The following is a 20,308-nucleotide window of genomic DNA, read 5'->3' as shown; positions in this document are numbered from 1 at the left end:
CCGACACATCTCCTCAAATTTGTTAATTTACCTTGCGGCTGCTGCCTTCATCCGTCGTCGCCACACAAGCAGCTCCTTCAACAAATGGCAGGGTTGTCGCCACACTTACCACAGAATCCGATCCTTTAGGTGCAGACCCCGGGACTCTGAACTGCGTTACGTCTATTGGCTCAATCGCTTGTTCAACTGGCGTTTCCAGCTGTGGTACCCATGCATAAGGCACACGGTAGGAACGATAGACCATGTTGGTATTTCTGGAGTCCGTAAATGGCGAAATATATTCCCATACCAGTTCATGTTCTGGCGTAACCTCAAAGAGTCTGCCGTTAGAACCTTCTGTAATTAAGGTGTTGCCATTCGGAAGCCGTTGAGCTGAGCTGATATATGGACTGTAGAATTTATAAGAATCGGTTGGGACAGAGAAACCTGCTTCTGCCGCTGTATATTGCCACTCAATCTCAAGGGTTACGGGATTAATCTCCAGAATTCGTGAGTGGTCGCGGAGTGCATTTTTTTGCCCGAAAGGAGAAGATGGATTTGGAAGACCATAACCGCCCCAGCCCCCGTTATCGAATACAAGTAAGTTGCCTTCTCCCGGCAAACCTTTCGGAATGATGTGCGCATGATGCTGGCCAATGATCCAGTCGATATGCTTCACTTCTGGCAGCGAGTAATCCGGACCGATTCTCCAAACGATGGCTCCGGTACGCTTATCCGTGATCGCAATAATATTTGCTTCACGCGCATCCCAGATCACGTTATCCGGATGGAAACGCTCATCCCCTGCATCGTAAAACTTATTGGGTCCTACATAAGAAGCCGAATTGATATGCAGCCAGTCTCCAACACCACCACCTAGATTTCCGAAAGAGCGTGAGTTAGGATCACGAAATAGTACATTTTTGGCCGCTTCATCAAAGCCTAGCTCATCAAAATGTTCATTTGGAGCCCACTCCCAGACGATATTCCCCTCCCAGTCCACCTCAAGGATCGTGTCATCAAGCAATTGTTTGTCGGAGATTTGAGGATTGTAGATGTTTTTATGAGCAAGAATTAGCGTTTTTCCACTGTCTACCTTGGGTTCAAGCCCCGGTGCAAAATATCCGACCGGATTGCCTTCGCGCTGATAGTCATGATGTTGGCGGGCATACCAGAGGGGTTCATAACCCGGATCTTCTATATGTTCATAGCTGTTATATTTCCACACGATGTTCCCATCCCAGTCCACCTGTACCAGATCTACATTATCCTGTATTCCGAATTTAGGATCTCTTCTTCCTGTGCTGCCCAGCACATAACCACCCGGGAAGATTTTAGCCGGAAATCCAAGCAGCCCCTTCCACAAATGCACCTCTTTACCGTTCATATCAATCAGTACAACACCTTCTTCACCAGCTTGAAATACGGTATAGCCACTCCAGGCTTTGTTAGGGTTATATACGGTTGCTCCAGTTGGATAAATGGTTGAATGTCCCATCGTTCATCTCTCCTACGTTCAATTTTTAGTAGCTAAGATAATTACTTTTTTTGGTGGTTGTTCGTGGCTTCTGTTCAAGGGTTGGAGAGGTCTCTGCATTCTCCTTGGCGAGCTTCAGCAGGATATCCGAGAATCCTTCCAAATTGCTAATGATCCGCTGATAAAAGTCATTTTGCTGCGCCAATTCCTCCTCCGTAAACCCCTCAAACAAAAGCGAAATACATCGTTCTCCGATGTTGCTGTTCTGCTCCGCCAGCTTGCGGCCTTTATCCGTAATATCCAGCATTACCGTTCTACGGTCGCCTTCTTTACGTCTGCGCACGGTATATCCACCCGCCTCAAGCTTATCGCTCAATGCGGTAATCGCACCTGAGGTGAAGTCTAGTTCATCCGCTAAGTCTCCTAGCCTTTGTTCACCATCACGAATGATTTTGTGCAGAATCAGCATGCCTGGTAAGGAGATGCCTGCTACGGCGACCTTATCCCGCTCTTTCACGAATCTGCGAACCGCCTTGCGAAATGCCCAATCTGTCTCCTCCAGCTGTCTCCAATATTGTTCGCTCATGGCTTACTTACCTCTGCTTTCTCCCAATCAGCCCATAAAAAAAGACTCCCAGCACCTACCCCTGACAAGGGAAAAGTACGGGAGCCTTTGGTGGTCCAATCAGCTCAGTTGAATTATTTCACTGTTCATTTAATTACTGTTTAAGTATTGGTGATATCATATACCCCTTTATTCCTACCTGTCAAGTAAGTATTTTATATATTCAAAAAAAGAACACCCTCAAAGGTGCCCTCCAACTCGGAAGCTTATAGACCACTTTCCAGTACAAGCGCATGGCTGTCTTCATCATAAACCTGCATAAAAGATGATACGGCCGGTAAATAACGCTCTAACTGGTAAATATATTTTACCCGACTCCTGAATTGGCAGATTGGAGATATTTAATTTCACTTGCACTCCTTGCAATCTACCTTTTATTTTGAAAGATTCTGAAAATTAAAAATTAATTCAAAAATATTATATATGAAAAATCATATGAATAGTGGAAATTTCCTTTTTACATAGAAGAAAAAGGAGACTACACGCAAAAAAGACAAAAAGCAGGCCAGAGTCACCTCTGCCTGCCTTTGCCAACCTATCTTATAATTTGATTATTCCATATAACAGTTTTGCGATTTCAGCACGGGTCACTTTGCCACGAGGGTCAAAGTTATTGTCGCCCTTGCCGTCAAGGATTCCCTTTGCTTGCAAATCAATTACCGCTTGCTTCGCCCACTCAGATACACTATTCATATCCTTAAAGCTTGCAGCAGCAGCAACGGAAGCTTGCAATCCTGCTTTATACTGCATCAGTTTCTGCAGGACAACTGCCGCCTCCTCACGAGTAATCGCATCTTTAGGTCGGAACTTGCCATCACTGCCTTGGATCAATCCAAGCTGGACAGCTTTGTCTATCGACTGTGCATAATAAGCATCTTTAGATACATCTGCAAAAGCACTCTGTACGATAGCCCCATTTGCTTCATCCAATCCGAGAGAACGAACGGCCAGTGTAACAAAATCTGCACGGGTTACATTCGCCTGTGGTCCATAATGCGTATCGTCGATCCCTTTAATCACATGCTTAGCCGTCAGCTTGGAAATATACGACTCTGCCCAGTGACCAGCAGTATCCCTAAATTGCTTATGGTATTCCAGCACCGCAAAGGAGGAAAAGTGATTTGTTGTGAAGGTAACGGTATTATCCTTAAACACTCCACCCAAATATTCCAACGTGCTGCCATTTACATAATAGACACCCGCAAAATCTGTATCAAGCTTAGCAAGCTGTTCCTTAGTCAGCGTCAAGGTAATCGTAACAGCACCTTTAAGCTGGTGGATAGCCGTTTCTTTGCCTCCTGCAGATGTACTGAGGTTCAGCGTAACGTTAGCTCTGAATGGACTCATTCCAGCGTCATTGGCCTGTACAGATATCATACTCGTATCAATGCTTAGTAGCAGCATATCACTGCCTGCCGGAATGGCTGGTAAGGAGCTTGTTGGTACGCTCAAGGTAACGTTAGATGAAACAATATTCAAATTCAACTTCTTATCGACAGCCTGTTGAACAGCGGCTGCATCAAGAGCAATTCTAATCTGATCTTGAGCCGAGGTTGCTCCGCCTGCGCTAATCTTTAGGCTTCCCCCTGTAGCAGCTTCCTCTATCAGTTTCTTCAAGGCTGACGGATCAGCTGTATACGTCCCATTACTTCCTAATGCCAGTTCAATGTTTCCTTTTCCCGCTCCAGGTGTGGCTGTAGGCGTTGGAGTCACTGTTGGCACTGGTGAAACTACCGGAGGTGCCGTTGTCACCTCTGGTGCTGGTGTAGGCGTCACTTCTGGCGATGGCGTCACTTCTGGCAATGGCGATACCTCTGGTGTCGGCGTTACCTCTGGTGTCGGTGTCACCTCTGGTGTCGGCGTCACATCCTCTTTTCCAGTGTAAAAGCCCCAGATATCTGAAAGCACACTACCGGAGTGATCATCCTCAACCTTTGTATACCATTGGTAGTAGCTATCCGGATTCAGCTTACTCCAAGTGACCTGAGTCTCCGCGCCACTCTCTACTTGTGGATTGGCCGCAATTTCCTGATCGCTGTAAACCTTGACTCCGATATAGTCGGTAGCCACACGTTTAGTCACAGGCTGTAAATCCAGATCCAGAACGAACTCATCTTTGCCTGGATATTCGTCTTCATCATAGTAGTTATAATCATCCAAATAAGGCGAATAAGTCTTCACGCGAAGTTTGTTATTAGCAACATCGAACTGAAGCAGTCGGATATAGCCGAGACCCCCTTCTTCAGCGCCTTGATAATCTGCCAGCATTTGATAGACACTGCGGTCTGGAATACCGTCACCGTTATCATCCAGCTCGTCTACTTTAAGCTCAGCATCATGATAATGGCCGGACAGTGCTGCGATTACGTTTTTATTAGGTTTCACAACCATCTCAAAAATCTTATCCGCAATAGGTGCCCGGTTATTAGAAACCAGCAAGTATTCATGGAGACAAAGAATCGCTTTACGCTCTGGATAACGGGCAACGATCTCATTCATCCATTCGATTTCTTCCTCAGCCAATCCCCAGCCCATGTATACAATAACAAAATCATTTCCGTTCGCAGACACTAAATCGTAATGGCCCCTGTTGTTGTCATAAGAGCCACCAAAGGTCGGCATATTCTTGAATCTCCACTCTCCAAAATACTCCCAGAATTTCGTGTAATCCCCGGTTTGATGACCTACGTCATGATTACCTGCAAGAACACCATAAGGAATGTTAGCTTCCTCCAGAACCTTCATGTCCCGGTCAGCTTCCTTCCACTCATACTCCTGATAGGATTTATCCACGATATCTCCTGTATGAATAACGTATTTCAGGTTCAAGCTCTCTTTGTTGTCAGCTATCCATTCTACATTTTTACGGTAAATGTAAGGGTAGCTCTGTGAATAATATTGTGTATCAGACATCCATACAAAAGAGAAGTCATACGTATCTTGTGTTACTGTAGGTGCTGTCTTAGCCACAGAAGCAATTTCATCCTGAACCATTACGGCAATGCTATTTCCATTAGCATATTCTCCAGCTGTAACCGTGGATTTCAGCTCAAAATCCTCTGTTCCAGCGATTAAATGATCCAGCTGTACCCATTTTTGTTGAGCTGGACTCCATGCGTAGAGACTTACTTTTCGTCCCGGCAACGAATTCCCTTTCCATTCAATATCTACACGATCTGACGCCTTAACCGACTCATCCAGCTTAATTTCATAACGCTGATAAGGGAATTGATCGACAGCATCATTAATTAAATATTGTCCGTCCACCGCACTTATTTTACTGTAGTCATCACTGCTAAGCGCTTGTTCGCCCGCAGGTACGGATTGTTTCGGCGGCTCTGTATCGGATGCATTTATAAACCCAGCAAAGCCTTGCTCCGGATGGTTAGCATCGTACTTAAATCCTCTAAAGAAGGTAACGTTTATCTTATCCTGATTAGGATCTTCAACCTTAACCTTTAAAGTCGGATTAGTACCTACAGCGGTCTCCCAGTTTGTAGGAGAAATAAGCAGTGGCGCAAATGGATTCTCATTCGGTACATGGAATGTAATGACCTTTTCTGCCTGATTGCCAATCCTGTCTAAGGCTGTGATAGAAAGCGTATGATCCCCAGCCGACAACTTCCCGGATGAAGTAGCATAGGGCAGTTCAATAACATTACCATCCAGCTTCACGCTGACCTTATCTACACCCGCATAAGTATCCTTAACTTCAGCAGCAATTTCAAAATTGCCACGGTAAGTTTGTCCTTCTTCTATGGATGCTTTGATGGATGGTGGCGTGTTGTCGACAATTACGTTTGATGATACTTTCGTTCCACCTTCGGTAAGCGTTACTTTATGTTCTCCGTCAGTTGCTTCCTTAGTATTCCAGTTGTACGCCTTTGAACGGAACAAATCCGCTTTTAGATCAAACTGGAAGCCGAGGGATTCATGCTTACCTGCGCTGTCCCCCATCTTGATTTCCTTATCACGTTCTGCATAAGCCGGGTCCCAAATTTCGGTACCATCTGCCAGCAGGAGACGAACATTTTTTACTTCAAAATCATCCTTATTCTCCTCAGGACGAGGATCAAATGGAGATGATTTAGAGCCCGCCCGAATGTAAATCACATTATCCGTACCCTTTTTTAAAGCGGCAGAAGAAATAGGAAAAGTCAATGTAGTATACGTAGTAATCGGGTCCATAAAGGTATACAGAATACTGGCATCTCCTAGTTCTTCCGGTCCCATCGTGATCGCATTTTTAAAATAATAGTCCACATTTTTAGCTTCAAATACAAAGTAGGCATCATTCTCCAGTGCATTATATGCCTCGTTATTGCCCAGTAACTTACTGTCAATGCTCAAGCCTAAGACATCAGCCTTAGCGGTGGCAGAGGTTCCCTTTACGGTCACGGAGCCATTGATCAACTGCCCTTCCTTCACATTCAAACGAAGGGGTGATTGATCCTGTCCTCCTGTAACTTTTACTTTTATTACTGGAGATTGTGTTTCATTCGTTCCATCAGAAACAACAAAGTAATACTGGATTTCATTTCTGCCAATCAAATCCGCAGAGGTCAATTTAAAGTGATACAAGCTGTCGTTGAAGTCTTGGGATAGATTGTGGCTAACAGCCTCCGGCTGCTTGTCCGAAGACACTCTAACTTCCACAGAAGTAACAGCTTTATTGTCATCAGCAAAAGCCTTCAAATCGAGACCCAGCGACTGATCAATCTCCGTTACGCCGGTCAGATCTTCTACTGTTGGTTTCTCTGTATCCGGCTCCACATGGATCGGTGTGTTTGGAAGTTGTGTTGCATCCGTCTGGCCTGGTGACGGAACGGCTGACCCCGTACTGATCTTGAGCATTTTGCTCAGCCCATTCACAGGATACTTATATAGAAGGGCTTTATTCTCTTTGGTGTCATCACCTTTAGCTCCACCATCGTAGGTGAGGTCAGCATCATAATACGCGGAGGAAATTTCTTTTTCCGTGTTACTTTTGATTACGACTGCCCGGCGGCCAGAGTTCGCCATACCATCGCTTTTGATCAAAAAGAGATTGGTGCCTTCAATTAAGTTTGTGTTGAATTCTGTATTGAAATCATTAGCAGTGTAAGTACTATTGGCACTATTAATAACCCAGAACACCACGGACTGCTGTGCAGGAATCAGAAAGTTGTCTGGCGTCGAAGGCCACTTCACATCGGAAGCGTTACCTTTATCAGGATAACGATAATAGACCTTGTAGTCCTTGAAATTAACTGGTGCATCAGTATTGTTATAGATCTCAATGAATTCAAAAGCGTCGCTGCTCGTTCCTTTTACATTCGTCGAATTCGGCAGCAGCTCTGTGATTAACAACGGCGGCACATTATTCGAATCAAACGCCGGCAGGTTCACATGAACAGAATAACTCTCTGTCACATTATTAACGCGGATGCTGTAATGCAGCTCCGGCTCTTCCAGCGCAGCTGCAGGAATCATTGCCGCATATTCATCCCCACCTTTTGAGGTCATGGTGATTACCGTATCTTTCGCCTGAGAAGGAGAGCCATACTGTAGCTTCACTACAGGTAGTGATCCATCTGCCCCGCTTTCCAGATTAGTAATCTTCGCACTGATAGGGAGATCGACTGGATCGACACTACTCTGTGCAATATGTTCAATTACTGGCTGCTTGTTCCCAGGAACTAGCTCAGGCACTTGTTCTGCCTCTACGGTTCCAGGCGTAGCCACAACCGTTCCCGAATTCACCATGAGGTTCATAACGGAGCTATCTGCTTGCAAATATTGATAGAAGATCCCGTTATTCTCCTTCACCTGTTCTTTTCCATAGGAAGCAGAAACAATTAGCGTATCTCCTGCTTTGCTTTTAATTTGTAAATTACGCGCAGAAGTGTTAGCCATCCCCCCGCCACCGTTGATCCGGAACAGATTCACTCCTTCCTGCAAAGCTGCAGAAGGATTAAAGTTTTTGATGAAATCCTCCGTAGGAACATTCAGATTATTGCCGTTCATAATCCAGAAAACAATATTTCCATGCGCCGGTATTACAGCATCACCATTAGGTGCCCATGTATCTTTGTCATTATAAAAGAAATAATAATCCTTAAAATTAACCGGCTTGTCCGTATTATTGTAGACCTCAACAAACTCGTAACCATCTACAGAGGTTCCATCTGTCCCTTTTACATTTTTAGTATCCGGAACAACTTCTGTAATCAGTAGCGCTCCTGGATTATTAGGTACCGCGTACACATCTGCCATTACAGTCGGTTGACTTAAAAGCGTGTCGAGCTCAACCTGTTCATCAAAATGCGCCTCTAATTCGGAAGATGTCTGCTCTGTCTCCAGCTGCTGCTCTTCGGCATACCCTGCTGGAGCCATTATTCCCAACATCAGACTGCTGGCAATTATGCTGGAAAATAAACGTTTAGCTTTTGCTGTTATTCTCAAAACTCCGAACACTCCCCATTTGTTTGATTGTGATTCAATGCATAAATATGCAATGAAGCTCATCTGGAAAGTATACCTGCGGTGTATTATCGCTATATCATAGCCGTGTTAAATCTTTAGGTTATTTTTAATATTGCTTAAGCTTCAGTTCAGCTTCGCGGGTTACAATATAACTAGTTAGAACCCATTTTAAACGATACTTTAGACGGATGCTTAAGCAAGATAAGTTATTGCAGAACAAGAAAAGAGGACTCTAATGGATATAAAAAGAGTGATCATAGTCGGAACGGTAGTTGTAGTGATGTCTTTCGGAAATGCTTGGACTAGTCTTACCGCTAATGCAAGTTCGCCTGTTAAATGGTCCACGGCAGAGGTCGCGGATCAAGACGAATTATTGGAGGTACTTAACCAGCCAACGGACGAGGATCTATACGAGGCCATATATGACGGTAAGTCACTTCAAGATATTGCATCAGAACAAGGCCAAGATATTGAAGCTGTAATCGATCTACAGGTTGCCCAGCTAACGGATCAATTGGATTCACGGTTAGCCGCTGGAAGCATAACAACCGAGCAGTATGCGGCATATAAAGCGGAGCTGAGGGACATCGTTTCAGATAGTGTCCATACTTCCTTCGGTTAAGGGAATACATACAGCGACGCTGTAACATACACACAAAAAAACCGGCTAAATGGATCTTCCATTTAGCCGGTTTTTGTATATTTAACACTTATTTTATAACAGAATCCCTAAGTTCCTATCTTGTTCTCTCTGTTAATCTCCAGAATATCAAGGAAGAATACAAAGATCGGAATCCCCAGAATCAGACCCCATACCCCGAGATAATGCTCAGAGAATAACAACACGATAAACGTATAGAACATAGGCAAATTCATTTTGGATGACATCAGTTTAGGATTTAGGAAGTAGCCTTCTACAAAATGCAGTACGGCAATCATTGCCAGTACGTATATCGTCATGACTAGGCCACCAATATTGTAACCAATAATACAAAGTGGGATTAGCGAGATAACAAAACCTACTACCGGAATTAAACTGAGCAAGAAGATCATAATGGATAATGCGAAAAGGTAAGGAAAACCTAAAATCCAGAGTCCGATCACCGTAAAGCATGTATTAAACAACGCGATCAGAATTTGTGCTTCGATCACTTTTCCGAAAGAGGAGATAAATTTTCTGCCAAAATACTCAAGCTCTACATAGAACCAAGAGATTTTGCTCTCTTTAAGACGGGAAGTGAAACTAACGATCCTGTTCTTCTCAAGTATAAATACAAAGCTCAAAATAGTTGATAAAACAAAGCTGGTGCCCCAATTGCTTATTTTCAAGACATATTCAATACCGTCTTTCATGTACGACTGATAGTTCAAATCCTTAAGCTGGGCGAATATATACTGCACTATATCATTTTGCGGGATGTTCTCAGGGGTCAAATTGGTCAAAAAATTCGTTAACTGTTTAATCTGTATAAAAACCTTAGGCAGATAATTAACGAGGGTTATGACAACTACAGCGATTAAGGCAAGGTATAGAATAACAATAATTACTTTGCTGTTAACTGCTACATATTTGTTAATGCGCTTCGTGAGCAGCACTTGAAAGCTATTCATTACATACGCAATCAAAAACGTCAACAGTACCAAATTAAGCATATCTCTAATACTGAATAGCAGTAGAGCAACCAATCCTAAAATCAAAAAACGCCGGACCGTTAAATTTGCGTAATAACGCTTAAACAATTCCATCAGTTCTCTCCATTCGCTTACCAATTAGTACTCTGTTTATAGTCTACAGTAAGGAATTCACTTATAGCAACTAGTGATTCGCCTAAAATGACGAATTTACTCACTTTTTGTAATCTCATCATCTATAAAAGTGACACTTTTCATGCTCCTGCATCCATATGAGTCAATTCAACGATTCGGCGTTTCGGATCATATTTCATATCTATATGCAGATCTTTGCATAATTGATGAAACGGAACCATCAAGGTTCCCTTCCTCATTTCAGGAGAATTCCTTACCATATTCACCTTTTGGTTGTTCAAGGTCAATTCCATAGGCAAATCGATATGCTTCATCTGATCAAGCGTCAACGCAGCGGTAAGTGTCTCACTTCCCCCGTTAATTCGTGCGGCATTCCGATCCGCTCTGGTGTTAATCCCATCCTCAATTTTGAAGGTCAGTGAAATCCCCAGCGAATCACAAACAGCCAGCAATCTGTCATTGTAGGACCCATAAGGAAAAGCAATCGCCGAATCCATATTGCCCAATTCTTTCTTCAGCCTTTGCTCCGCCTTAGCCAGATCACGTGTAACTCTGCTGTAGTATTCGACATTCATCTCATTCCTGTTCTCATCATCAACATATAACAAGGCACTTGCAGCTGGCCGCTGCCCGCCCTCGGCATCGACAATCCCATAATGGTGCAAATCATAGGTATGACTATAAAATCCCATCCCAGCATGCTTCATTTCCCGCATTTGCTCCCAAGTGAGCTTCGGTACGCTATTCGGATCTGGGTGATCTATTGTAGATACGATAACAAAATTGACGGCTGTATATCCGTATTTTTGCAAAACGGGGAACGCCAATTTATAGAAACTCTCATATCCATCATCAAAGGTCAGCAGCACTGCATTGTCCGGAACTGCGCCGTTATTCAGCATAAATTCACGGTATTCCGCCATGGTGATCACATGAAAACCTTCCTGCTTCAGCAGATTCATTTGATCATCAAACCGATCAACCGATAACACCCAAGGAAACTGTGGCATGGGCTTCTCAGAAAGATGATGATACATCAGCACAGCCACCTGATCTCTGTAGTAAATACCTTTTGGAAGAGGTCCGGATTTCTGCCAGCCGATTTGTGTATTTAGTGCCTGTTCAGCTACCGCCTTCGGGATCATAAGATCATCAGGCGAGGCTGGATTGGCAGCTATCGTCTTTATCATTTGACCATTTACGTTAATAGTTATTGTTGAAGGTTCACGTTGTGTATTCAAAATAGCAGCAAGGCTCAGCAGTAGAACTATGACAACAAGCAGCATATATTTTTTTGTTTTCAATCTCAGAATCTCCTTAACAACATTTCTTGTCCCTATGTAACTATATATTTTATGGAAGTTCCACCTGCTATTGGTTACATTTTCTTCTTATTTTTGTTTCTTTATCATAAAAAAGAGGGCGAACCTCAAGCCTGAACCGGCTTAAGGAACACCCCGCAAAAATGGAGATCTATATACAATTATGTACATCTATATGTGATTGTAGACGGTCTAGGACCTTCTCTTATCTGCGAAGTAATTCTCTTCCCCAAGCTCGTCCACGAACTGCTGCAGCCAATGATAATATTGAACGGCATGCTCCAGCTTCTCCAGATCCTTCAGGCAGAATTGCCGCTCCTCCTCAGACGTATCCACGGCTTGAACCAATCCCTCCAGCTCAGGAATGACAACGTCTAAAGCGTGCTTCATGACATCAATCTCCCGCTGTAGCTTCATCCCAAAAAAGTTCTTAAAGGTCTGAAAGAAATCTGTTTCCACTGCATACAGATCCTTTCGGTCCCGCTTCTCCTCCAGCTTAGTGACCATCTTGGAGGCCATCAAAGAACGGACTCCATAGCTCATATTACTCTTGCTCATATTCATCACATTCTTCATCTCTTCAAGCGTCATCGGACGGTCTTCAAAGAACATAATTCCATACAGCTGCCCGAATGAATAATTCGCACCATATAGGTCCATCGTCTGAGCAATCGCATCGATCATCGGACGCAGCAGCTGCTCGCGTGGAGATAAGTCTTTATTCTCTTCACCAAAGGCTACCTGTTTCATAGCTGCACCTTCATTCCACTTAGAATCTACCCTTCTATTTTACACAAAATAGCAACTACCTGCGCTAATCTCTTAATTTTTTACATAATCTCGCATCGATCTTTACGTCCACTTGACCACGCAGCCGCTCGATGAGTGTACAATTTTTTTTGAACGGAAGAGCTTTCCTCAGAATTATACCGCAAAAAACAGAAGATGGAATGGGGTATCGACAGAATAATGAAACGTTCGAGATTTATAGGGGAGTTGAAACCGGTGCTCTTCACCTTGCCGGCAATGATTCCATTCGTTGTATTTTGGCTAGCGCCATTACTTTATGTATTTTATCTCAGCTTTACCGAATGGGACTTCATGAGCCCTGAGAAAACCTTTGTCGGACTAACCAACTATCTGGATCTTTTCAGCAATCCTGCCTTCTATAAAGCACTTAGAGTGACTCTGTTATTCTGTGCCGGAAGTGTGCTGCCCGTTATTCTGATCGGACTTGGACTAGCACTCCTGATGAACGGGAAGCTGAAAGGCTCCACCCTATATCAGGTATTGCTGTTCTCCCCTTGGGTCACGCCGACCGTGGCTGTATCCATTGTCTGGTCCTGGATCTATGAACCCGAAATCGGCCTTGCCAATACTGTACTTGACCTCTTAGGTCTAGAAAAAATCGGTTGGCTTCAAGACCCTAAATGGGCGCTGCTTGGCGTTCTGCTCGTGACAATATGGAAATCGGTAGGCTGGGCGATGATTTTTTATTTGGTGGCACTACGCAATGTCCCTACAGATCTGCTGGAAGCAGCTCAACTGGATGGAGCAAATGCTGTTCAAAAATTCAGCCGTATTACTTTACCGCTAATCTCGCCAACGACACTGTTTCTGTTCATCGTACAGATCATCGGGGCGTTACAGGCTTACGACCAGATTAACGTACTTACACAAGGTGGACCCTCAGGATCAACACGCACCTTGCTCTATATGTATTATCAGTCTGCCTTTGAAGCCTTTCAGATTGGAGAAGCCTCTAGTGTCGCAATGATTCTGGTATTTATATGTATGCTGCTCTCCGTAATCTCACTAGAGGTTAGTAAACGGACAACCCATTATCAATAACAACTGCTGTAAAGGAGAACGACTGATGAATGCAACGATCGTACGCGTGGGCAAGCTGACCCGCCATCTATTTTTTACAGCTATTGCACTGATCATGGCCTTCCCCTTCTATTGGATGGTCACCAGCGCCTTAAAAACCAATGATGAAATCTGGCAGTCTCCGCCCACAATTTGGCCTAAGGATCCGCTGTGGAGTAATTTTTCAGCCGCCTGGCACGAAGCCCCTTTCTTCAGATATATGGGCAATAGCATATTTGTCGCTGTGTCGATTGTTATTCTGCAGGTCATAAATTCCGGGATGATGGCCTATGCGCTTACGCATATGAAATTCCGCTTCAGAGGGCTGTTCTCAGGCGTTATTCTTTTCGGCTATATGGTTCCAGCCACCGCTGTTTATCTTCCCGGATATTTGGTATTGTCCCAGCTCCATCTACTGGATTCATATGCCGGATTAATTCTATCCAACTGTGTAAGTGTCTTCTCCATCTTTCTAATTCGCCAAGCCTTCCTTCAGGTTCCCCATGAGCTGGTGGAGGCTGGAGAAGTGGACGGTTCCTCACATATGCGGATTCTGTGGACCATTCTTGTCCCCATTACACGTTCTTCCTTTGCTGTGCTAGCCCTGATCACCTTCATTGATCAGTACAATAACTATTTCTGGCCGATGCTGATCACCAAAGACCCTAATCTCCAGCTAGTCTCGGCGGGTCTGCGTAGTTTCTTTACTCAAGGAGGTGCTTATGGATTAAAATGGCCGCTGATCATGGCCGCTAGCGCATTCACCATCGCCCCGTTGCTGCTAGTATTTCTACTAGCTCAGAAAACGATCATGCAAAGTGTCAATATGACCGCTGGTTCCAGCAAAGGATAAGCTAACAATTCTATTTTAATAAGAGGAGAATGATGATGAACGTATTGAAGAGACTGTCCACCCTGTCTTTGGTTGCCGGATTTACAATGTTAACAGCTTGCGGAGGAAATGCGAATACAGGCAATGTTACAGCGGCGAATGGAGCTTCTTCCTCCCCCTCCACAGAGGCTGCACCCACACAAAATGCACCGGTAACAATTGAATTCTGGTATGGTCTCGGCGGCAAGCTTGGTGAGAATATGGAGGTACTGATTCAGAAATTTAATACCTCTCAGCAAGAGGTCATTGTCAAAGGTATCGCGCAGGCAGACTACACGGAAACCGAACAGAAGCTGCAAGCAGCTATCGCTACAGGGAAAGTGCCTGCGGCTGCTCTCTCCTCCAATGTAGATTGGGCCCGTAAAGGATATTTCGCTCCGATAGACGAGCTTATGGCACTGCAGCCAGATTTCAATAAAGAGGATTTTGTCCAAACCTTTCTAAATCAGGGCCAGGTTGATGGTAAGCAATACTTCCTGCCGATGTATGGAACAACGCAGGTCATGTACTATCGCAAAGATGTTTTTGAGAAGAATGGAATTGATGCGAGCACACTAAAGACTTGGGAAGATCTGGCTGCCGCAGCTGCGAAAATGACAGTGAAGGACGGCGGCAAAACCACCCTTTATGGTTGGGAGCCTATGTGGGGTTCAGGGAACATGATTGATGCCGTACTCAGCAAAGGAGGCACTATCCTTAGTGAGGATGGAAAACAAGTTATGGTCGACTCTAAAGAGTGGATTGAAACCTGGGATTTGTTCCGCAAGTGGATTCACGAGGATAAGATCATGCGGATTCATTCCGGCGGTCAAGGCTGGGAGTATTGGTACAAGACGATTGACGATGTAATGAAGGGTCAAGCCGCAGGCTACACCGGCTCCAGCGGCGATCAGGGCGACTTGGACTTCAGCATTGTTTCGGCTATGGAGCAGCCAGGCTGGGCTGGGATCGGTGAGGGCAAACCCGTAGCCCAAGCACTTATGGCCGGCATTCTATCCAAAGCTAACGACAGTGAAAAGGAAGCAGCTATGAAATGGCTAACCTACTTCACAAATGCTGAGAATACTGCGTCCTGGTCCATTAATACGGGATATATTTCGGTGCGCCAATCCGCATTGCAAGACCCGGCATTTGTGTCATTCAGCGAAAGTAATCCACAGATTAGGGTCCCATTGATGCAAGCTTCTCATGGTTCTGCACCTTTCCAAGACCCAACTGGCGGCAAAATTAACGATGCGTTGACAATCGCCGCAGATAAGGTGCAAATTGAGAATATCCCAGCAGCACAAGCACTTAAGGAAGCACAAGAAACGGCACAAGCAGCGCTTGATAAATTAAAATAAAGGGCGGTGGACTTCATGTCTGAGCTCATCACTCCGCAAGGCAGATACGCTGTAGCAGCTATTCTATTCGATAAGGATGGTACGCTGCTCCAGTTCGTATCCCTCTGGGGCAGCTGGGGCGAATGTTTTTTAGAGAGATTCACGAAGTATATGAAGCAAAGAGGGCTACAGATTGCAGAAGAGCAGCTTCCTGCATTAATGGGAACTGTACACAATGCCGAGGGGAGCATTACCGATTATGATCGCAACGGACCGCTGGCTATGGGGACTATGAGTGATCTTTATGCCATTCTGTCATGGCAGGGTTATCTGCAAGGTTTATCTTGGGCGGAGTCCATGGAGATTGTCCATCAATGCCGTCTCGAAGCGGATGTTAGGTTAGAAGAGAAACGCCCCGTTCATTCCCTTCCGGGACTTCATCGTTTTCTTGATGAGTGCGTGAGTGCAGGCATCCCTCTCGCCGTGGTGACCGCAGATGAAACAGAGGCCGCAGACAAACATCTCCAATGGCTGGGCATACGGCATTATTTCTCCGAGGTAATTGGAACAGATCTTGTGGATCAGGGTAAACCTTTCCCCGACATGGTGCAGCTTGCCTGCAAAAGGTTAGCCGTGGAACCCGCGTACACAGCGGTTATCGGCGATACTAACGGGGATATGCGAATGGCTAAAGCAGCGGGTGTACAGGTAGCTATCGGCCTAGCAGAAAGCGACGGTACTAGTGCTTCAACACATATTCTCCCGGATGCAGATCTCATTGTACAATCTTATGCTGAGCTCAGAATTGAGGTTACTTCCCTGTGAGAATAGAAGGAATATGGGCATGGATGTTTCTGGCGCTGGCTATTGTGTTCGAACTCTCAGGGACCCTCTCAATGAAAATATCTCAAGGGTTCACCCAGCTCTGGCCTTCCGTGCTTATGTTCCTGTTCTATGGAGCCAGCTTCACCTCCCTGAATTATGCTCTCACCTCTATTAAGGTAGGCGTAGCTTATGCGATATGGTCAGGAGCGGGAATCATCCTGATTTCCTTCATAGGAACCCTGTTCTTTGAAGAAAAGCTAACCCTATCCTCACTACTTTGGATAGCCGTCATCATTGTCGGGATCATAGGACTGAATATTAGCGGCAAGACGCATTAGCGAACAGCAACAGTATTGGATAGGTTCATAGATGAAGGAGGATGCCCAAACATGAGTACGAACACATCACCTGATGATAAACCAGTTATCACCTTTCAGATCATTACGGATACCCATGTCACTGCTGACCGCAATCATGAGTACAATCTTAACTTCGAGCTGGCTCTCCGTGATATAGCAGCGCATGGGGAAGGCAGCAGCGGGATTATGCATATCGGTGATGTCACAGACCACGGCTTCCATGCTGAATACGAAGAAATGCTTCGTATCCTCAAACAATACAAAACCGAACTGCCCGGGATTACCTTTACCTTAGGCAATCATGATGTGGGCCTCGGAAATTGGGAATCACGTTTAGGAATGTATACGTCACAGACCGGAATGTCCGGACCCTATCATGATCACTGGGTCAATGGCTATCATTTTATTTTTCTAGGGACAGAACAAGGATTGCCCAAATTCTGTGATCTTTCTTCTGAACAGCTTGATTGGCTGGAGCATAAGCTTGGAGAACAAGCTTCACCAGATCAGCCTATCTTTCTCTTCCTGCATCAACCGCTTAAAGACACCGTAGCCGGATCGCTGGAATCGCAAGATTGGTATGGTGTCACACAAGATACGGAATTAAAAGATATCCTGTCGAGATACCCTCAGACCTTGTTATTCACTGGACATACCCATTGGGAGCTGGAGGTAGACAACACTATGTTCCCTGGCGATGGAGAGATCGCAACGATGTTTAATGCTGCTTCTGTCGCCTATCTTTGGACTAATGAAGATAAACATAAAGAGGGCAGCCAAGGCTTCTATGTAGAAGTGTATAGCGATAAAGTGCTTGTCCGGGGCAGAGATTTTAAGACAGGAAGCTGGATTGAGGCTGCATACTATGAGGTATTTTACCCAGCGGTAAGCGTATATTAAAGATAAGCATTTAAGCGAGAAATATAACAAAAAAACGATTGTGCACAGGGAGTCCTTCCCCGCAACAATCGTTTTTTACTGTAGCTATTCAGCTTAACGTCCAATCGGTGCAATCCGGTAGACAGCTGTATCTCCAACCGCTGCCTTCGTATCGCTCTCGATCTGCCAACCGAAGGATAACACAGAGGCCAAACGTTCCTTCTCGGCCAAGGTTAAAGCCACCTCAGCAGCTTCCTTACCTTCCTCAAGCTCCAGAGCCGCTTCTTTGCCCAGAGCTACCCATATCCAGCTGCGAATCCCACGAATCGTGTTGTATTTAATCTGATAGCCTGTCTTCACCGCTTGCCCGAACAACTCCGGCTGCTCTGACTGCAATGTGGTCAGCTGCTTATAATCAAATTGGTATTCGCTCTCGTCAACGGGCAAATCGCCCTCTGCCACTTTACGAAGAATATCCTCATCAGACCACCCCAAGGAGCGGAGTGATTCCACCAATAACGCATCCCACTGGGATAACTTTACCCGGTTTAAGTTCTCTGACATTCTGATCCCTCCCAATCTATATATAGAGTCTAATCATACCGTAAAATCATAAGCAACATAATGGCCCGGACTTACTTCCTGTAGTGTGGAAGTCTCAGCTCTGCCATACTCTTGCGAATATCCGTCTAAAATAATTCTCTGATTGGCCCGCCGGGGATCCGTCTCCAAGATGGAAGACAGCAGCGCCTTTGTATAAGGATGAATAGGATTCTCGTACAGCTCATTACTTTCGGCTACCTCCACTAGACGACCGCCATACATCACGCCGATCCGGTCAGAAATATGCCGTACCATCGACAGATCATGTGCGACAAAGAGATAGGTCAAGCCGAATTCGGACTGCAAATCCTCCAGCATGTTCACTACCTGAGCCTGGACAGACACGTCCAGCGCTGAGATCGGTTCATCACACACAACAAATTCAGGTCTTACGGACAATGCTCTGGCAATCGAAATCCGCTGGCGTTGGCCACCGCTGAATTCATGCGGGAAGCGGTAGAGATGTTCTCTTTTTAAACCTACCTTTTCCAGCAATGCCGCAACAGCTTCTTTGCGTTCTTCACCTTCGTGGATACCGTGGATTTTCATCGGCTCACTGATCAGATCAAGCACACTTAAGCTTGGATTAAGTGATGAATAGGGATCTTGGAAGATCGACTGAATGCGTCTGCGAAAAGGTTTTAGCTGCTTCTCTCCAAGCTTGCTCAGCGGCTGCCCGTCAAAAGACACTTCACCGTCTGTGTAGTCATATAAGCGCAGCAAGCAGCGTCCAACCGTGGACTTGCCGCTTCCCGACTCTCCAACCAGCCCAAAGGTCTCTCCCTGTCGTATCTGAAAGCTTACGCCATCTACTGCCTTAAGCACCGATGTATCGCGTCCCCACATATCCTTGCCTTTGGAGAAATGTTTTTTGAGATTATTTACGTCCACTAGAATCTTATTGTCACTCAACCGAACCGCTCCCTTCAACGCCAGCTACGGCTGGAGTCTCCTGCACACCATCTGCTAACCAGCACATCGAACGGTGACCGGGCGATAATTCGATTACCGGAGGACGTTCGCTGCAACGGGCAAAAGCATTAGGGCAACGTTCCATAAAGGGACAGCCAGAAGGAGGATTCAACAAATCCGGAGGTGTGCCTTCGATTGGAATTAGACGTTCACGCGATTTGCCGTCACGTTTCGGAATGGAGCGAAGCAGACCTTTCGTGTAAGGATGCTGTGGGCGATAAAAAATATCCTCCACCGTACCTTCCTCCATCACTAGTCCACCATACATTACGATAACCCGTGTACATACCTGAGCCACCACACCCAAATCATGAGTGATCAGCGCTATAGCTGTACTGGTATTATTTTTTAGCTCTTTAAAAAGATCAAGAATTTGGGCCTGTATTGTTACATCAAGCGCAGTTGTCGGCTCATCCGCAATCAATAGCTCTGGCTGGCAGGAAAGAGCCATAGCGATCATGACCCGCTGCCGCATCCCGCCGCTGAATTCATGCGGATACTGCTGCAGCCGCTGCTCAGGATTATTAATGCCCACCTGCCGCAGGATACTTGCTGCCTCTTTAAACGCTGCTTCCTTATTTAAGCCGCGATGCCGCCGGATGACCTCCGTAAGCTGCTGGCCGATTTTTTTCACAGGATTAAGAGAAGTCATGGGGTCCTGAAACACCATCGCTATGCGGTTACCGCGCAGTTTTCTCCACTCTTTTTCCGAAAGGTTAGATAAATTGTCACCACGAAAATTAATATTTCCAGCGATAATTTTACCCGGAGGTGTAATCAACGACATAATCGCCTTCGCAGTTACACTTTTCCCGCTTCCGGATTCACCAACAATCCCTACCGTTTCTCCAGCATCTATATGAAAGCTAACGCCACGAACTGCCTGATTCTCTCCATCCCGAGTTTGGAAGGAAACCTTCAAATTCTCAACAGACAATAGCCGTTCCGTCAT

16 protein-coding genes are annotated in these 20,308 nt (G+C 45.3%); 7 read left to right on the top strand and 9 right to left on the bottom strand.

The features are described 5' to 3' along the window. Positions 1-22 precede the first annotated feature (22 nt). From MHI25_RS01510 to MHI25_RS01500, 3 genes are all read right to left on the bottom strand, one after another. Positions 23-1,477 carry an aryl-sulfate sulfotransferase gene (locus MHI25_RS01510; RefSeq protein WP_076186164.1) on the bottom strand — a complete coding sequence of 485 codons (1,455 nt, stop codon included), beginning with the start codon at positions 1,475-1,477 and terminating at the stop codon, positions 23-25. A gap of 25 nt (positions 1,478-1,502) precedes the next feature. Next, complete coding sequence (locus MHI25_RS01505) at positions 1,503-2,042, bottom strand: MarR family transcriptional regulator (protein WP_036687318.1); 540 nt, start codon at positions 2,040-2,042, stop codon at positions 1,503-1,505. A gap of 579 nt (positions 2,043-2,621) precedes the next feature. Then, complete coding sequence (locus MHI25_RS01500; RefSeq protein ID WP_340394842.1) at positions 2,622-8,525, bottom strand: S-layer homology domain-containing protein; 5,904 nt, start codon at positions 8,523-8,525, stop codon at positions 2,622-2,624. A 256-nt stretch (positions 8,526-8,781) separates the two neighbouring features. Between MHI25_RS01500 and MHI25_RS01495 the strand changes: the two genes are divergently transcribed. Next, positions 8,782-9,168, top strand: coding sequence for a hypothetical protein (locus MHI25_RS01495; protein WP_038568262.1), 387 nt, complete (start codon positions 8,782-8,784; stop codon positions 9,166-9,168). 107 nt (positions 9,169-9,275) lie between these two features. Here MHI25_RS01495 and MHI25_RS01490 read toward each other — a convergent pair whose 3' ends face one another. From MHI25_RS01490 to MHI25_RS01480, 3 genes are all read right to left on the bottom strand, one after another. Further along, positions 9,276-10,292, bottom strand: a complete 1,017-nt coding sequence (locus tag MHI25_RS01490) for an AI-2E family transporter (RefSeq protein ID WP_076101160.1) — start codon at positions 10,290-10,292, stop codon at positions 9,276-9,278. Positions 10,293-10,432: 140 nt separating this feature from the next. Continuing rightward, entirely contained in the window at positions 10,433-11,617 is a 1,185-nt protein-coding gene (locus tag MHI25_RS01485) for a polysaccharide deacetylase family protein (protein ID WP_340394841.1), read from the bottom strand. 210 nt (positions 11,618-11,827) lie between these two features. Beyond that, positions 11,828-12,385, bottom strand: a complete 558-nt coding sequence (locus MHI25_RS01480; RefSeq protein ID WP_076101159.1) for a transcriptional regulator — start codon at positions 12,383-12,385, stop codon at positions 11,828-11,830. 195 nt (positions 12,386-12,580) lie between these two features. On the opposite strand from MHI25_RS01480, the gene MHI25_RS01475 reads away from it, so the two are divergent. The 6 genes from MHI25_RS01475 to MHI25_RS01450 are packed head-to-tail and all read left to right on the top strand — an operon-like array spanning position 12,581 to position 17,802. Next, entirely contained in the window at positions 12,581-13,486 is a 906-nt protein-coding gene (locus MHI25_RS01475) for a sugar ABC transporter permease (RefSeq protein ID WP_248549160.1), read from the top strand. Positions 13,487-13,511: 25 nt separating this feature from the next. Next, positions 13,512-14,357: a carbohydrate ABC transporter permease gene (locus tag MHI25_RS01470; protein WP_051491496.1), complete on the top strand. Its 846-nt coding sequence runs from the start codon at positions 13,512-13,514 to the stop codon at positions 14,355-14,357. 35 nt (positions 14,358-14,392) lie between these two features. Next, positions 14,393-15,739, top strand: a complete 1,347-nt coding sequence (locus MHI25_RS01465) for an ABC transporter substrate-binding protein (protein WP_340394840.1) — start codon at positions 14,393-14,395, stop codon at positions 15,737-15,739. Between the two features lie 15 nt (positions 15,740-15,754). Next, positions 15,755-16,543 (top strand): HAD family hydrolase, encoded by a 789-nt coding sequence (locus MHI25_RS01460; RefSeq protein WP_340394839.1) that lies wholly within the window; start codon positions 15,755-15,757, stop codon positions 16,541-16,543. After that, a complete protein-coding gene (locus tag MHI25_RS01455; RefSeq protein WP_248549163.1) occupies positions 16,540-16,881 on the top strand; it encodes a multidrug efflux SMR transporter in 342 nt (113 codons plus the stop codon). The genes MHI25_RS01460 and MHI25_RS01455 overlap by 4 nt, the downstream gene beginning before the upstream one ends. Positions 16,882-16,932: 51 nt before the next feature. Then, a complete protein-coding gene (locus tag MHI25_RS01450) occupies positions 16,933-17,802 on the top strand; it encodes a metallophosphoesterase (RefSeq protein WP_340394838.1) in 870 nt (289 codons plus the stop codon). A 93-nt stretch (positions 17,803-17,895) separates the two neighbouring features. Here MHI25_RS01450 and MHI25_RS01445 read toward each other — a convergent pair whose 3' ends face one another. Genes MHI25_RS01445 through MHI25_RS01435 form a run of 3 tightly spaced genes read right to left on the bottom strand, consistent with a single transcriptional unit; the run spans position 17,896 to position 20,308 of the window. Next, complete coding sequence (locus tag MHI25_RS01445; protein ID WP_076134772.1) at positions 17,896-18,345, bottom strand: hypothetical protein; 450 nt, start codon at positions 18,343-18,345, stop codon at positions 17,896-17,898. A gap of 33 nt (positions 18,346-18,378) precedes the next feature. Further along, complete coding sequence (locus MHI25_RS01440; RefSeq protein WP_340394837.1) at positions 18,379-19,296, bottom strand: ATP-binding cassette domain-containing protein; 918 nt, start codon at positions 19,294-19,296, stop codon at positions 18,379-18,381. Beyond that, entirely contained in the window at positions 19,289-20,308 is a 1,020-nt protein-coding gene (locus tag MHI25_RS01435; RefSeq protein ID WP_076127008.1) for an ABC transporter ATP-binding protein, read from the bottom strand. Before MHI25_RS01435 ends, MHI25_RS01440 begins: the two co-directional genes overlap by 8 nt.

The organism is Paenibacillus sp. FSL E2-0177, from assembly GCF_037992975.1.
GTDB lineage: Bacteria > Bacillota > Bacilli > Paenibacillales > Paenibacillaceae > Paenibacillus_AQ > Paenibacillus_AQ odorifer.
The sequence above is the reverse complement of the archived record's forward strand: the minus strand, read 5'-3'. Positions and strand labels throughout refer to the sequence as shown.